The 15,763-nt window shown below is 39.3% G+C and carries 16 protein-coding genes and 1 pseudogene; 12 read left to right on the forward strand and 5 right to left on the reverse strand.

Features of this window, described 5'->3' with window-relative positions:
* The first annotated feature begins 4 nt into the window (after positions 1 to 4).
* The 6 genes from VIM88_RS00520 (at position 5) to VIM88_RS00545 (ending at position 7,397) form a co-directional block, all read left to right on the forward strand.
* On the forward strand, positions 5 to 865 hold the full coding sequence (locus tag VIM88_RS00520; protein WP_331860925.1) for a lipid A biosynthesis acyltransferase: 861 nt from the start codon (positions 5 to 7) through the stop codon (positions 863 to 865).
* Complete coding sequence (locus tag VIM88_RS00525; protein WP_331860926.1) at positions 862 to 2,379, forward strand: aromatic amino acid ammonia-lyase; 1,518 nt, start codon at positions 862 to 864, stop codon at positions 2,377 to 2,379. The genes VIM88_RS00520 and VIM88_RS00525 overlap by 4 nt, the downstream gene beginning before the upstream one ends.
* 1 nt (position 2,380) lies before the next feature.
* On the forward strand, positions 2,381 to 3,082 hold the full coding sequence (locus VIM88_RS00530) for an SDR family NAD(P)-dependent oxidoreductase (protein WP_331860927.1): 702 nt from the start codon (positions 2,381 to 2,383) through the stop codon (positions 3,080 to 3,082).
* Between the two features lie 539 nt (positions 3,083 to 3,621).
* The gene (locus VIM88_RS00535) at positions 3,622 to 4,110 is read left to right on the forward strand and encodes a hypothetical protein (RefSeq protein WP_331860928.1); all 489 of its coding nucleotides are present in this window, start codon (positions 3,622 to 3,624) and stop codon (positions 4,108 to 4,110) included.
* A complete protein-coding gene (locus VIM88_RS00540) occupies positions 4,097 to 6,193 on the forward strand; it encodes a hypothetical protein (RefSeq protein ID WP_331860929.1) in 2,097 nt (698 codons plus the stop codon). Before VIM88_RS00535 ends, VIM88_RS00540 begins: the two co-directional genes overlap by 14 nt.
* A complete protein-coding gene (locus tag VIM88_RS00545) occupies positions 6,183 to 7,397 on the forward strand; it encodes an AMP-binding protein (RefSeq protein ID WP_331860930.1) in 1,215 nt (404 codons plus the stop codon). The genes VIM88_RS00540 and VIM88_RS00545 overlap by 11 nt, the downstream gene beginning before the upstream one ends.
* 24 nt (positions 7,398 to 7,421) lie before the next feature.
* On the opposite strand, the gene VIM88_RS00550 is transcribed toward VIM88_RS00545, so the two are convergent.
* Positions 7,422 to 7,802: a hypothetical protein gene (locus VIM88_RS00550; RefSeq protein ID WP_331860931.1), complete on the reverse strand. Its 381-nt coding sequence runs from the start codon at positions 7,800 to 7,802 to the stop codon at positions 7,422 to 7,424.
* 328 nt (positions 7,803 to 8,130) lie between these two features.
* Between VIM88_RS00550 and VIM88_RS00555 the strand changes: the two genes are divergently transcribed.
* A protein-coding gene (locus tag VIM88_RS00555) for an IS3 family transposase (protein WP_331860932.1) occupies positions 8,131 to 9,197 on the forward strand; the annotation gives its coding sequence in 2 pieces (ribosomal slippage) (positions 8,131 to 8,383 and positions 8,383 to 9,197; 1,068 coding nt in all).
* A 91-nt stretch (positions 9,198 to 9,288) separates the two neighbouring features.
* Here VIM88_RS00555 and VIM88_RS00560 read toward each other — a convergent pair.
* Positions 9,289 to 9,534, reverse strand: a pseudogene (locus tag VIM88_RS00560) (IS3 family transposase); the annotation flags it as partial.
* A gap of 215 nt (positions 9,535 to 9,749) precedes the next feature.
* On the opposite strand from VIM88_RS00560, the gene VIM88_RS00565 reads away from it, so the two are divergent.
* The 3 genes from VIM88_RS00565 (at position 9,750) to VIM88_RS00575 (ending at position 11,626) form a co-directional block, all read left to right on the forward strand.
* Positions 9,750 to 10,616: a DMT family transporter gene (locus VIM88_RS00565; protein WP_331860933.1), complete on the forward strand. Its 867-nt coding sequence runs from the start codon at positions 9,750 to 9,752 to the stop codon at positions 10,614 to 10,616.
* A 90-nt stretch (positions 10,617 to 10,706) separates the two neighbouring features.
* Entirely contained in the window at positions 10,707 to 11,189 is a 483-nt protein-coding gene (locus tag VIM88_RS00570) for a DUF6714 family protein (protein ID WP_331860934.1), read from the forward strand.
* 56 nt (positions 11,190 to 11,245) lie between these two features.
* Entirely contained in the window at positions 11,246 to 11,626 is a 381-nt protein-coding gene (locus VIM88_RS00575) for a group III truncated hemoglobin (RefSeq protein WP_331860935.1), read from the forward strand.
* Here the strand turns inward: VIM88_RS00575 and VIM88_RS00580 are convergent.
* Together VIM88_RS00580 and VIM88_RS00585 are read right to left on the reverse strand one after the other, a co-directional pair.
* Positions 11,619 to 12,593 carry a hypothetical protein gene (locus VIM88_RS00580; protein ID WP_331860936.1) on the reverse strand — a complete coding sequence of 325 codons (975 nt, stop codon included), beginning with the start codon at positions 12,591 to 12,593 and terminating at the stop codon, positions 11,619 to 11,621. The genes VIM88_RS00575 and VIM88_RS00580 overlap by 8 nt on opposite strands.
* A gap of 174 nt (positions 12,594 to 12,767) precedes the next feature.
* The gene (locus VIM88_RS00585) at positions 12,768 to 13,697 is read right to left on the reverse strand and encodes an alpha/beta hydrolase (RefSeq protein WP_331860937.1); all 930 of its coding nucleotides are present in this window, start codon (positions 13,695 to 13,697) and stop codon (positions 12,768 to 12,770) included.
* 249 nt (positions 13,698 to 13,946) lie between these two features.
* Between VIM88_RS00585 and VIM88_RS00590 the strand changes: the two genes are divergently transcribed.
* Positions 13,947 to 14,603 carry a TenA family protein gene (locus VIM88_RS00590; protein WP_331860938.1) on the forward strand — a complete coding sequence of 219 codons (657 nt, stop codon included), beginning with the start codon at positions 13,947 to 13,949 and terminating at the stop codon, positions 14,601 to 14,603.
* Positions 14,600 to 15,400 carry a bifunctional hydroxymethylpyrimidine kinase/phosphomethylpyrimidine kinase gene (thiD, locus tag VIM88_RS00595; RefSeq protein ID WP_331860939.1) on the forward strand — a complete coding sequence of 267 codons (801 nt, stop codon included), beginning with the start codon at positions 14,600 to 14,602 and terminating at the stop codon, positions 15,398 to 15,400. The genes VIM88_RS00590 and thiD overlap by 4 nt, the downstream gene beginning before the upstream one ends.
* 8 nt (positions 15,401 to 15,408) lie before the next feature.
* On the opposite strand, the gene VIM88_RS00600 is transcribed toward thiD, so the two are convergent.
* A partial coding sequence (locus VIM88_RS00600) for a hypothetical protein (protein ID WP_331860940.1) occupies positions 15,409 to 15,763 on the reverse strand: 355 nt, incomplete at its 5' end.

The following is a 15,763-nucleotide window of genomic DNA, read 5'->3' on the forward strand; positions in this document are numbered from 1 at the left end:
ACATATGAATGAAAGAAAACAGAGAGGCAGTGGATGGAGTATAAAGGCAGCTTTATATGTCTATAAAACATTAGGTTATAGATTTTTTTATTACCTCTTATATCCAATCACGTTTTTTTATTTTATTGTTGCAAAAAATGCTAGAGATGGGTTAAAAGTGTATTATGCACACCTGGGTGTACCTTTTACGAACAGGCGTTACTATGAACATTTACGAATGTTTGCAGTTTGCATGACAGATAGGTTTGTAGCAAAGGTCAATCCGGAAAACTATAGTTTTGAGTATGATAATATAGAAATACCTACAAAAATTTTAGAGTCTGGAACCGTATTGGTTTATTCTCATTTTGGAGGTTGGGCAGCATCTTCAAGTGGAGCACATGTACATAACAGGATAAATATTGTCATGCAGGAAGCGATGCTTGATGGTATTAAAAAAATCGAAAATGATCTCGAGAGAGAATCAAATATTCATGTGATAGATTTAAACCAAGGGACGATAGCTGTTTCTGTGCAGATCGCCAATGCTCTGCTAAAGGAAGAGGTTGTTGCCATAATGGCAGATAGGGCTTCTAACGAAAAAGCCGAGATCGAAGTCTTATTTTTAGATGAAAAAGCCAGATTTAATAAAAATCCATTTCAAGTTGCCTATAAAGTGGATAAACCTATATTGGCTTATTTTATTATATGGATCGGCATACAACGATATAAAGTAGAATATATCAGGATAGACATGGATAAAAATAAACCCGAGGAACAGGCTATAGAAGAAGCTTTAGCGATATATGTAAAAAAACTTGAAGAGATCGTAAAAGCATATCCAAACCAGTGGTTTAACTTATATAATTTTTGGGAGAAAAAGTGACATTAACGATAGAGAACAAGACAATAGGTCTTGATGAAATCATTGCAGCGAAAACGGTGAAAATTTCAAATGACAGAAAATTTATTGATGCTATTGAGCATTCGCATAATTTTTTAATGCATCAGATACAGACTAAACCTATTTATGGTATTACTACAGGATATGGAGCAAGTGGCAAGAACTATGTATCCTATGAAGACAGTCAGACCTTGCAAAAAAACCTGTATAGATTTCATGGTTGTGGCGTAGGTGAAAACCTTAGTAAAAAGGTATGTCGTTATGCCGTGATCATGCGTATGGTTTCACTAAGTAAAGGGCGTTCTGCTGTCAGTATGGATCTTCTTCACAGGCTTGAACTTCTAATTGAAAAGGATATTCTTCCAGTCATTCCTTCCCAGGGTTCTGTTGGGGCCAGTGGTGACTTAACTCCTTTATCGTATATCGCTGCAGTCATCGCTGGAGAACGTGAGGTATATTATAACGGTGATATTCGGGAGGTCAGTGCCGTTTATGAGGAATTAGGTATTGAGCCTTATGTCTTTAAACCTAAAGAAGCATTGGCAATTATGAATGGAACCACTATCATGAGTGCTATTGCATTAAATGCGTTAGAAGAGTTTGAGATCATTTTAAACTCAATGGAATCCTATGTTGCAGGAATGTTTGAAGTTCTCTTAGGTGACAGTACACCTGTATCGGATTTTGTTCATGATTCTAAACCTTTTTCGGGACAAATAGAAGCAGCAAAAAACATTAAAAATAAAATAGCAGGTTCAAAACTTACTCATGGTAGAGATGACCGTTATGCCAAGTTCTTTGAAGATAATGATCTCAATATTCAGGATAATTACTCTATGCGTTGTGCCCCACAGGTTTTAGGAGTCATTAGAGACAATTTAGTGATCTCAAAAAATTGGGTCGAAACCGAAATAAACTCTGTGAATGACAATCCTCTTATAGATGGAGAAAATGAAAAAATATATACTTCAGGAAACTTCTATGGTGGATATGTGGCCCATGCAATGGATACATTAAAGATATGTGCTGCAAATTTAGCAGATCTGCTTGATAAAGAATTCGCTTTACTTGTTGATCACAAATTTAACAGAGGTCTAGGCGAAAATTTAAAACTTGCCCCTGAATCCTATTATCATGGTTTTAAAGCAATGCAAATCACATTAAGCTCCCTTAGTGCCGATGTGATCAAAAATACAACAGCAGCCTCTGTCCATTCCCGACCGACGGAATCACTTAACCAGGACAAGGTTTCTATGGGGACAACAGCCGCCAATGACTTTGCTAAAATGATGCCGGAACTTCACAATATGCTCACGATAGCATTCATAGGAATGGCGCAAGCTGTAGATATAAGAGGAAAAGAAAATATCTCCCCTCATCTGAGAAAGATTTATGATGAAATTCGTGTTATTACCAAGCCTCTTATAGAGGACAGAAGAATGGATATCGATATTAAAAAGATTAAACCACTATTGATCAACGGGCGGTTTGCGTAAAATGGATCAGCCAAAAGTTTTAGTGACAGGTGCTACAGGTTCTATAGGAACAGCTATTGTTAAAGAGTATGCCAGACACGGTTACTATGTTTATGTTCACTACAACACAAACAGATCGAAGGCAGAAGAACTTTTAAATGGTATTGAGTCAGGAGAAATTATTGGCTTTAACATGAACAATAAGGATGAGATACAGAATGCATTAGAGCATTTAGAAGTAGATGTTCTTATTAATAATGCAGGCATTATTCGTGACAGCCTTTTCTTCTTTATGGAAGGTGAAGCATGGGAAAATGTGATCCATACAAATCTTAATGCTCCTTTTTATATCACTAAATACATCTCAAAAAACATGATCCGAAATAAGAAGGGCAGTATAGTAAATATAGCATCTGTCTCGGGGATCTGCGGAAATGCAGGACAGGCAAACTATTCTGCCTCTAAAGGAGGAATTATTGCACTTACCAAGACATTAGCGGTAGAATTTGGACGCTACAATATACGAGTAAATGCCCTGGCTCCAGGTATCATAGAATCGGAGATGATAGAAAATATTCCTAATGCCAAGGATATTAAAAACACCATCCCTCTTAAACGTTTCGGACGCGTTGATGAAGTCGCAAAATGTGCATACTTTATGGGGCATGAAGCAACTTATGTAAGTGGAGAGGTCCTCAATATTTCTGGTGCGATGGTACGATAGAGAAGAAATGAACTTTATTTTTTCACTTCTTTATGCTCCTTTGGTTTTTCTTTCCTTACGATATTTCGATATCAAGATCGTTTCAGTGCTACTATTCTTTGCAAGTCTCCTTTGGTTATTTCTTTTGAAAAATAAAAAAGATTTTTCTGTACTTTTCCCACTCTTTTACTTACTGGTAGCTATCATTTCCTATCTGTCAGAAGCTTTTTCAGTACTCAAGATAATGCCGCTTCTTATATCTACCCTTTTTTCACTTATCATATTATCCTCGTATCTTCAAGGCAGATCTATTATCCTCTATTTCGCAGAAAAGTTTTCCAAAACAATTATATCTACAGATGAAAAAGAATATATACACAGATCCACACTATTTTGGTTTGTACTAAGTGTGATCAATACAGCTATTCACTTGGGTATATTTTTAGATACAAATATCACCTTTTGGCTATACTATAGCTCTTTTGGTTGGTACCTTTTATTTATAGGCGCTGGGATCATCCAGTTTTTGCATAGACAATATATTTTTTTAAGGAATCATGATGTTTAAGGCTTTGGCGCTTATATTTCTGTTATCTCTACCTATTTTCGGACAGAGTATTGGCTTTTCTGAAGAGAGGTATCATAATGCTTTAGATGCCACATTTCATAAAACGGGTAAAATAAAATTTTTAAAGCATTCTATAGAGATAATGTATGATGGAGATGAAACAGTACTTATTTATAATGGTGACCTGCTTATTCATCAAACTGGTGACGTAAAAAAAGAGTTAGATCTCAGTAAAAGGCCGGCAGTTAAAATATTTTTTGTTCTTTTTGACGCTGTGTATCATGACAATAAAAAGATGCTTGAGTCTTACTTTAGCATACATGAGACGGAAGGGCTTGTTTTACTGACACCTCTTAACAATATTTCATCTTATGTAGACAGTGCAAGCTATAAAAAAACAGATAAAAAACTAGATTTCTTACAGATAAACCTAAGTAATAAAGACAGCATACGTATAGAAGAGACCAATGAAGTACTCTAATATCTTTATCTTTATTGTTTCACTCGCAGTATTGATATTTTTACAATCTTATACTTACTTATCCACATCACTATTATCAGTCCTTCCTACCGGTGAAACAAAAGAGCTGATAAAGACTTTTGAAAAAACACAAAATAATAAAATACTTTTACTAGCCGTTAAAGGTTTTGATGTACATGCATTAGAGACAATCAGACAATTAGAGAAAGATCTGGCATCCTTACCCTTACTCTCTGCCAAACAAATGAGTGGGAACAGTAAACTACAAGAACATCAAGAGAAATACAAACTTTTTACTCATAAGATCGATAAAGATAGGCTCTCTGAGCTCAATGTATCTAAAGCACTGAAAGAACTATATACAGAAATGACAACTTCATTCTTTCCGATCAACATTGACAAAGTTGATCCTTTTAATCTTTTGAAAACTTCTGAGACTCCTGCATTTCAATTGAAGAATGGCCATCTGGTTTTAGGTGAATACGGATATCTTTCAGTATTTAGATTAAATAGCAGCACACTTGAACAGCACAAAGAACTCTATCATCAGATCCATACGATCGTAGGTGATAAAAAGGGTGTTGAACTTTTTAGTCCCCTATTCTATTATGTTGAAAACTCACAAGCGATCACTTCTGATGTGAACAATATTATATTTATAGCAATGAGCATTTTATTGTTACTCTATGTGTTCATATTACGAGATATATCTTTACTTTTAAATACTGTCACGACACTGCTTACCTCTGCCATCCTCTCAACTATCGTAATTACACAGTTTTATGATGAAATTTCAATCTTTGTATTTGTATTTGGTATTTCTATCAGTACTATTGCTATAGACTATATGTTTCATCATTACGTACATGGCTACTATCTTAAAAATAGATCTTATAATAAAGAAGTCTTATTTGGATTTTTAACTACCGTTACCACTTTTTTTATTTTGAGCTTTACCTCATTTTTGTTGATTAAACAAATTGCTATATTTGCCATGATCTCTTTGATTGTTTCTTATTTACATTTTGCATTTTTATATCCAAAAATTGGATTTAAACTGTTTAAAATACAAAAGAATACCCCACACACTAATTTAAATTTTTTAAATGTAAAAATGCTCTTTATCGTTTCTACGATCATTATTGTTATTTCACCTTTATGGATACATTTTGACTTGAATTTGAAAAATTTAGATTATGACAACAGAAAACTAAGCCAGACTGAACAGTTTTTTGCAAAACAATTACATACAGGCGATAACATGACCTTTGCACTAAAAGCAGAAAGTATTGATGCGTTAATAACCTATGCACAAAAGATCAAAGAAGATATTGCTTCAGCTTACATACCTATATCATCACTTATGAGTCGAAATTCATACGAAAAGAATAAGGCTATATTAGGGTCCATGACTTTACTAAAAGACGAACTTGATACTGAAGCCACAAAACTTGGTTTTATAAAAGGGTATTTTAAAGATGCCTATGAAGCAAAAAAGCCATTTATGAATTATACAGAAGAGAATATTAAGATGTATGGTATAGATATTGTTAGGATGAATGCATCTTATATCACTTATGGAACAGTGAATAAAGAGATGTATCAAAAGGTTTTGAAATATGACTTTGCAGAAAGTTTAAGTATAAAAGAACGTTTTGAAATATCTATGAAAACATCTATGACCCAATTGTTAAAACTAAGCATAGTGGCGCTGATTGTTATTGTAGTGTTGCTCTATATTTTTACAAGAAACGCTATACTGTATGCTATGTTATATTTAATTTTTCCTATTTCAATGGTAAGTCTATATGCTTACTTTACATCTATAAATATTTTACATCTTTTCATGCTCGTTATTATTTTATCAATTGGCATTGATTATGCTATTTATCTTTCAAAAAAAAATAATGATCTAACTAAAAAAGCCATAACCTATTCACTTATAAGTACTTTCGCAGGTTTTGGTGTACTTATATTCAGTAGTATAAATGCACTCTACTCTTTGGGAATAGTTGCCACTATTGGGATCGTATCCATTGCTATCTTATTAGTATTTGTGAAAAGGGTTGATAATGTATCTTAACGTGGTTAATGATGATGGTAGTTTAAACCGTTATCATATCAGCAAGGAGGATTTTTTTGATGGAACTCTGTATGGACAGGTTGGCTATATAGGAACTCAAGCAAAAGAGTCAAATGCTTTAAATATTTTAAAGGCATATTTTTCAAATGCCAAAGCAATTTTAGTGGATAACACAAATAAGGTCATCTTAGATCGATTAAAGACTTTAAACATTTCAGAGCTTAGAGAAAAAAAGAGAGATGAAACCATTTTTGATCAAGAAAATTTTTCTCTGATGTATTTTACAAGCGGAAGTACAGGTCACCCTGTTGCTGCATTGAAAACCAAGAAAAATATCGAATCTGAAGTGAGTGTTTTAATAGACTTATTGGAAAAATACAAAATAAAGAAAGTAATTGTAACTGTCCCTTTTATTCATCTATATGGAACGTTATTTGGTCTAATGTTCCCTCTTATCAAGGGTATTGACATAGTATTAAAAGAACATTTTTTACCTCATGAATTACTCAATATGATTGATGATAACAGTATGGTTGTTACTACACCTCTCTATATTAAGGCACTGAACAAGCTTTCTGAAAAGAAAGACTTAAGTCATTCTATCTTTATTAGTTCAACAGGACCTCTTGACAGTGAAAATATCATAGCCTTTAATCAACAATATAGGTCAGATATTATTCAGATTTTTGGTTCTACAGAAACAGGGGGGATTGCTTATAAAATAAATGATGATACCCTGTGGAAACCATTTGAATATGTTGATATTTCTACGAATGAAAACAATGAGTTAAAAGTAAATTCACCATTTGTTTCACCTGTTCTATATGAGGATCGTCTTAAACAAACATATAGTGAAATACAGACATTTGACTATATAGAACAGGAACCATCGGGTTTTAAACTTATAGGACGAAGCTCAAAAATTTTTAAATTGGCAGGTAAACGTTATTCAACTATTCAAGTAGAAAACATTCTAGAAAAAGTAGACGGGATAAATAAGGCCTTGGTATTTGTAGAACTTGAAAATGATTCGTTACGGGGTGAATATTTAGATATTACATTAGAAACAAAGAAGGCATTTTCTGCTAAAGAGATCAAAAAAATATTACAATGTAATTTGTCTAACCTTAAGTTTTCAATTAAGTTGACAATCGTAGAAAAAATACCTATCAACCAGATAGGTAAAAAATTACGAATAAAATAGAAATTCTATTTTATTCGCTGGCTTCTAAAGACGCGCATCAATTGCTTTTTCCAGGTTCTGAACCCATCCGTTATAATTACTGTGGATCGTCTGGTCTTCAGCATCATAATCTAAATTTTCACTGCGTACATAATGGATACTATAGGCAGAGCCACTGTAGTTTATCCTTACCACAGCAAGATGTGTTCTTAAATAAAGTTTTCCTTCTGCAACACCTGGTCTAATTTTCGTTATCTTCCACCCTAGAGACTGACCCGCTTCTTTAATGGCTCTGTAAACTACTGCCGATGATTTTCGATTATCGATTTTGCTATTTTCTACATTATATATTGCACTACTTCTACAACCTGCAGTTATAAAAGCTGTCATTATTAAGAGAGCACTTAGTTTGAGTAATTTTTTCATTTTCTTCCTTTTCCTTTTTTATAGACAATAATACTAACACATATATTGTCATTTTTATGTAATATTACGATTTATTATAGAAATATTGTTTCTATGTGTCCCCTTTTTATTCATCCGTATCTGAATATAATGGAATGACACCCTACTAGGTAGTTTACGGTAAGATGCCCAGATTTTTCCAAAATACACCTGGGCATCCGACCTGCGGTACCACCCTATTGCCATCCTAACACTCCTTTGTCTATAGTTATCTACATATGTACCCCTCCCCATAAAATAGACCAAATATAAGGTAACAGTTTCTGCTAAAATAATATTAGGAGAAACCATGAGAAAGAGTCGATTTACAGAGAGCCAGATCGTAGGCATTTTAAATGAAGTAGAAGTAGGGATGAAAGTTGCGGAGGTATGCCGTAAACACGGCATTACAACAAAGACCTATTATGCATGGAAGAGCAAATACGGTGGGATGAGCGTATCCGATATAAAACGTCTTAAAGAGCTTGAAGCAGAGAACGCCAAACTCAAGAAGATGTTTGCAGAGATGGCGCTGGAGAATCATGCCCTCAAGGATCTGATCGAAAAAAAGCTCTGACGCCTGACGAGAAACGCGAGTCTGTAGAATATTTGAAGACAGAGCATAATCTGAGTGTCCGTCAGGCATGTACTGCATTGAACATCAATCGAAGCACGATGTATTACCAATATAAAGAGCGCAATGATCAGGATGTGATCGATGTGCTGAACCATTTCGCACAAAAGCATCCAAGGAACGGTTTTCGTAAACTGTTCCTTCGTATCCGCAATGCAGGTTATGATTGGAACCATAAACGTGTTTATCGTATCTATAGACAACTGGGACTCAATATAAGAAGAAAGACAAAGAAAAGGCTGCCACAGCGTATCAAGACACCACTTGAAGCACTTGAGGCTATCAATCATGTCTGGTCAATGGATTTCATGAGCGATACGCTCTGGAACGGTAGACGCTACAGGCTACTGAATGTGATCGATGAATATAACCGTGAGATGCTTGATATAGAGATCGATACCTCCCTTCCTGAAAGGCGTGTCATTGAAACACTTGAACGTATCTGTGAATGGAGGGGAAAACCAAACATGATCAGATTAGATAACGGCCCTGAATTCATTTCTACCCGACTGGAACTGTGGTGCGAACAGCATGACATAAAACTTGATTTCATCAGACCTGGCAAACCCACTGAGAATGCACGAGTGGAACGCTTTAACGGCAGTTTCAGAAGAGAACTGATTGATTGTTATGTTTTTCGTTCATTATCAGAAGTCAGAGAAAAAGCAGAAGAGTGGATGATCGATTATAATTATCATCGTTCTCATGAATCTTTGGGAGATTTAAGCCCTGTCCAATTTTAGAACGGCATAATCAAAAACGGAAATTGTCTGCCTAAATGTGGTCTAAATTTTGGGGATGGTTTGGAATGACCCCTATTTAGTAGAAACAATGTTAGACGCTAACACCTCTTGTTTTCTGATGTCTGCATAATATCTTAATCTCAAAGTTGTTTGGAGAGAGATAATCTAGATAACTATGCCGTCTTTTTGAGTTGTAGAACATCTCTATATATTCAAAGATCTTTCGTTTTGCATCCGATCTTATGGTAAAGATATGTTTTCTGACACATTCTCTTTTGAGTGTTTTGAAAAAGCTTTCTGCTACTGCATTATCATAGCAGTTTCCTCTTCTGCTCAGCACTGTATATCTGACCTTTTTTTCTAGCCATTTTTATCTCCCGTATTCAATGTTTTTATTATATCATTGGGAAATAAATCTGAGTGTTTAGCTGTCTAGATAATTCAGGCTATTATAATATTATAAAAACCAAAAAATATCCTCCATCCGTTCACACAACCTACCTACGGCTGTTTTTAGCTACAATACGCAAAAAACAAGAAGAGGAATAAGCCATGACCAGAGAACGTGAAGGTGAATTGCTGATGCTGGGACTTAGCGTCCTTGAGTCCTGGTTTCCCATACTTTCCATCGTAGCGATGTCCTATGTGGGTGCCTTGCATACCTACATGTACAGCCTTGTCATTTCCTTGTTCTTTTTTCTTGCCATCATGTACAAACGTCAGCGCTTTTCCGAGCTTAAGAACAGAGCGGCCTATAAGGATCTGCTCCTGACCACCTTTTGGATCACCTCTATTTTCGCCTTCCTCTTTATAGGGATGCGCTACACGACAGCGGGGAATATGGCCGTCATAGTCTTTTTGCAGGTGCTCTTCTCTTACCTCTACTTCAATGTCCTTGGGAAAGAAAAAATGGAAAAGATGCACCTTATAGGGGCTATTGTCATGGGTGTCGGTGCACTGATCATACTCATCCCCGAGGACCTGGCATTCAACAAAGGGGACTGGCTTATCCTGGGAGCCGCCGCCATGGCTCCCATCGTCAACCTGTACCAGAAACGTGCAAGGGTCTACTGCTCTTCAGAGACCATCTTGGGGTTCAGGACGCTGGTCGGTCTGCCTTTTGTGGCACTGATGGCCTACCTGATGGAACCTGCTGTCACTGCCGAGGCATTTATGTCCGCCCTGCCCTATATCTTTCTGATAGCCACAGGCGTCTACGTGGTCTCCAAGATCATGTGGATCGAAGCGCTCAACCGCATCTCCATCACGAAACTCTCTGCGATGCTTGCCCTGATGCCGATGATGACACTCTTTTTTGCCTATCTCTATCTGGATGAAGTACCGGAATTCCGCCAATTGGTAGGGATCCTGCCTGTACTGATAGGCGGGTACCTGATCACGAAACCGGTCAAGAGCTAAGACAGCTGTCACCTATTTTAATTATAAATTAATGTAGGATTAACATAGAATTCACTATAAGCATAGAAATACGTTAGAGGAGAACGACAGATGATCGACCAGACACAACTCATAGAAGAGATAGAAACCGCATTTAAAGATGTGGAACTGAAAGACGGCATAGGCATTTACGAAGCGGATGAGATCGACATGGGGAGCAGTCCGAAGATCATCCAGAAAGGCAACAACAAAGACAGAATGTGGTGGAAGTCCTGGAAAGACATAGAGGACAAATATGTCGCGTCCTACTCTTCCGTGATGGACTTCATGGATTCACAGGGTATCAAATGGGCCCTGCCTGCCTATATGATCTACAGTATCAGGCATTATAAAGAGGGTTCTTTTTCCGTAGATACCACCATCTATACACTGGAAAGAGGTGCGCTGGGTCATGACAAGCTTGACCTGTTTACCCCGGAACAAAAAAAGGCGATCGCACATTTTCTACAATTCATGGTCGAGGTCGGCGATGAGTGGGTGGATGCTGAATCTGCACAAACGGCTCTGGACAAAGAGTGGGCAAGCTACCTTTGATCCCCTCCTTTAAGCCGCTTTACACCGGAACTCACTCATAAAATAACGGAGGCAACATGCAAGCAACAGAGATCACCAGAGAAAACATCCGAATGCTCGTGATGTCATTCTATGCAAAGATCATCAAAGATGAGACCGTAGGGCCATTCTTTATCGCGAAACTGGGCGAAGATATGAGCAGTGAACACTGGCAGTCGCATCTGGAAACGATCGTCAACTTTTGGAGTTCTCTGGCATTTGGCGAGCCCAAATATGACGGGAATCTGTTTCTGCCCCATACCAGGCTGGGAAACCTCAAACGCGAAACCTTTGAACAGTGGCTCGCACTGTTCGCAGAAACACTGGATGAAGTCTATGTGGAAGCCATTGCCCAGAAGTTCAAAGAGCGCAGCAGGCTCATCGCAAACAACTTCATGAACAATCTCATGATCACTTAGCGGCTGGGGAACCCTGGCTGCTTTGGGGTGCCTCGTTCATATACTTTTTACTGATAAATACGGAAAGAGGTATCTGCACCAGATAGGCAGACATGATAGGCAGAAGCATCGATACGCCAAAGGTAGTGACAGAAAAGGTCGAGATCACCAGTGCAAGGGTCAAGTACCTGCTGACACTGTGCCAGAATGCCGCTCTTTCCTGAGCGGACTTCAGGTCATAAATGAACATGGAAGCAATCAGCGTCAAAAAGTAGAATGCCGCTACCGCTGCCAGAGAGATAGGGAAGAGCTCCGGTTCGAAATCATAGACATCGACAAGCAGCTTCGTGTTTTGCAAACCGAAGAGGTAAAAGATGATAATAAAGATACTGATATGACTGATATACCTGCGATAGTTCTCTATAACGTTCACCAAAGGCTTGATCCATATCACCACCCTGCTGAGGAGGAAAGGTATGACGATCAGCAGCTCGATCACGGCACTTGCAAATCTGTCTATACTGATGGTGGTGTCGTAGCTTACCTCAAAATAGCCTGCACTATAGGTTGCGAAAATATGAAGCATCCATAGAGAAACCGAGACAAAGATCAGGTTGATAAAAAGCAGTAAAAAACCTAGGGACGTATCTCCCTGCGATTTTTTGATCCAGTGCATCACCATACCGCCGCCCGAAAAGACCGAGATCAGGAAGAGACCTGCTGTGACGCCGAAATTGCCGGTCATGAACCCTAACGCAACTGCAAATATCGGTAGCAAGACGTAGTTTACCCCAAGGCCTTTCAAGAGCAGCAGCTTGTATTCCCATACCAGTTTGATGTGCCTGAACTCGAATTTGAACAGGGAAGGCATGATCAGGGTGATCCCTGCGAAGAGGCATATGTCAGAACTAAAGATAAAACCATCTGTATAGCTTCCGTACGTAAAGCCCAGTACAGCTCCCATGATCACGATAATAATTAACAGCATCTGTGTACCACCTTTTCAGTCAACAGCGATCCATGCATTTTGATCCCTGCTTTTTTTGCTTATAGTATTATCATACATTAAAAAGCCGGATATGACAACTCAAATCATCAAAAAATAGAAGATCCTCCTGCTTCTTGCAGCCATATGTATCTATCTAAAGAAAGGATCGGTAGATCATTGATCGATCTGTTCAAGAAAACTGTCGATCGTATCGGCTGTTCGTTTTGGGTCTTCCAGCAGAGGTATATGTCCAATGTCCTCTAAAACGGCCATTTGGCTGTTTTTGATGGTATGATGAAACAGTTTTCCATTGTTCGGATGGATGATCCTGTCCTTTTCTCCCCAGATGATCAATGTCGGCACGGTGATGTTTTTGACGATAGCATCCAGCTTGACATCCTGGAACATTCCCTCATACAGGATCTTCTCCAATGCCTTTCTTTGACACTTCTCCTCAAACATCACCTCTTTGAACAGGGATGGAATATGTGACGTTTTATGCATGGAGTAGTCTACAAGCGTTTCAAACCTCTCTTTCGTACAGACATCATACAGCGGATTCTTTTCAGACCGTTCTACCAGTAGGTCCCCATCGCTTTTGGTCTTATGCATCCCCATGGCATCTATCAGTATCAAAGACTTCACGTTCTCTGCATTGTTCTTCACATAGCGCAAAACGATCGCACCTCCCATAGAGTGCCCGACAATATGGATGTTTCCTGCTTCTTTTGCTTTCAGGAAGCTCTCAAGCCTTTGGGCCTGCTGTGCGGTGGTATAGCCCAGCGTTTCATCGGAAACACTCTCTCCGTGCCCGGGAAGATCCGGAGCGATCACATGGTATTTCCCATCCCACAGCGCTACCATCCGGTTCCAGTTGTCCTTGTTCCCCCCAAATCCATGGATCAGGACCAGAGTCTTCTCGCTCTTGACACTATTTTCATGATAGGCCATCTTCCCGAAATCCAAAGTAAGAGACTTTTTTTTCATCCCTGCACTGCTTCGTTCAGAGGCCATGACCATGTCATACCTTTGTTTGGAAGTGCATCCGGCAAAGAGCATCAGGGAAAACAGCAGCAGGGAAATACGGTATACATTTTTATACATTTTGGTTCTCTTGACCTCATGAAAACTTTACTACGGACAGATGAAGGTATAAAGTCTCTTTTTTCTTTACGTCGTTCATTATAGCAAAAACAGCATAAGTAAAGGTGATATCTACTCTGCAGGTCTTGAATCATATCATGGGAAGTTCAGGATGCTTGAGAGACAAGAATTCCAAAGAAAGGAAATTTTTTAGATACCTTTCATTATTGCTTGGCTATGATGACAAAATTACAAATTGAACGGAAATCTATGATGGAAAACTGGTACAGCGAAATAAGAACAAAAACGGAAGACATCTTTCAGGCCATTATCACACACGACTTTGTGGTGGACCTGATGCAGGCCAGACTGGACAAGGATATCTTTGGCTTTTATGTCAATCAGGACTCACTCTATCTTTCTGAGTATAAAAAATCGCTCGTCAAAGTGGGAACGAAGTGTCACCACCCGGATGAGAGACAGTTCTTCTATGAGTCTGCCACAGGCGTCATCGTCGTAGAAGATGCTTTGCACAATCAATTCCTGGAAGACAAATACCGTCACCCTACGCCCTCGCCCACCTGTGAACTTTACAACAGCTATGTGGCGCGTATCGTCAACCATGAGTCGGTAGAAGTAGGTATCGCTGCGGTCCTGCCGTGCTTTACCATCTACAAAGAGGTGGGGGACTACATTTTGGAGATGCAGGATAAAGGGAAACCGAACCCCTACCAGTCCTGGATAGACACCTATGCGAGCGAAGAGTTCGCCGCGGCGGTAGACAAAGCGATAGAGATAGCCAATACCTATGCACGTACCGCATCGCCGCAGAACCTGGCCAAAATGGAAGAAGCATTTCTCAAGGCATCCAAGCTGGAGTGGATGTTCTGGGACAGTGCATACAACAAGGAGCAGTGGAAAATATGAGCAGAAGATACAACAGCGTTCTGACGATCGCGGGGAGTGACTCGGGAGGATGTGCCGGCATACAGGCTGACATCAAAAGCATCAGTGCGAACGGCGCCTATGCGGCATCGGTGATCACCGCTACCACCGCACAGAACACCCAGGGGGTGACAGATATCCATGCGATACCCGTAGCGCATATACAAAAACAGCTCGAAGCGGTGCTGGATGATATAGAGTTCGGTGCGGTGAAAATAGGCATGCTGCACTCGGCCGAAGTGATAGAGACCGTACAGAGCACCCTTGAAAAGTATGGCATCAAAAAGATCGTCCTGGATCCGGTCATGATAGCGACATCCGGGGACAAGCTCATCACCGATGAGGCAGTCGAGAGCCTGAAACGCTTCCTGCCGCATGTCTACCTCATCACGCCCAACATTCCCGAAGGCGAACTGCTGATAGGGCATAAGATAACGTTGGAAAATATAGAGGAATCGGCCAAAGAACTGGGTGAGAGATACCAGGTCTCCGTACTGCTCAAAGGCGGGCACCTGGAGCTGACAGATGAAATGACGGATGTACTCTATAACCATGAGACCAAAAAGCTCACCAAGATACATAACAAGGCCGTGCAGACCATACATACACACGGTACAGGATGCAGTCTATCCTCCACGATCGCAACGTATCTCAGTTTGGGGGACACCCTGGAAGAAGCTACCGTGAAAGGGTGCAACTACCTGAACAAGGCCATCGAAGCGGGAAAAGACATGATCCTGGGCAAAGGGCACGGTCCGATCAACCACTTTGGGCTCTAGCCCGGAGGCTATGGCACGCCTTTTTCAAGTGCCGCCAAATAGAGATCGATATATTTGGCCTTTTCTTTGCGTCTATACTGCATCACCCATCGGGGATGAGGCACCACATCAATCGTTTCAAAACACTCATGTTTCTCATTGAAGTCTTGGAGATATTTGAGGTTCTTCCCGGTACCCACGCAGATGATATCCGGTTTTGCTTGAGGAAATGACATTTGCGTAAGGAGCGTTTCTTTGATAAAAGGTTCCAGGGCTGTTTGTGTTTTCGGGTCATCATAGTAGTTGTAGTTCCTGTCATGCTTCAGCAGTCCCAAGGGCATCACCGTGGTAAAGAAGAAATCCTTATAGAATTTTTCCACCCCG

It is taken from the genome of Sulfurovum sp. (assembly GCF_036568385.1).
GTDB lineage: Bacteria > Campylobacterota > Campylobacteria > Campylobacterales > Sulfurovaceae > Sulfurovum.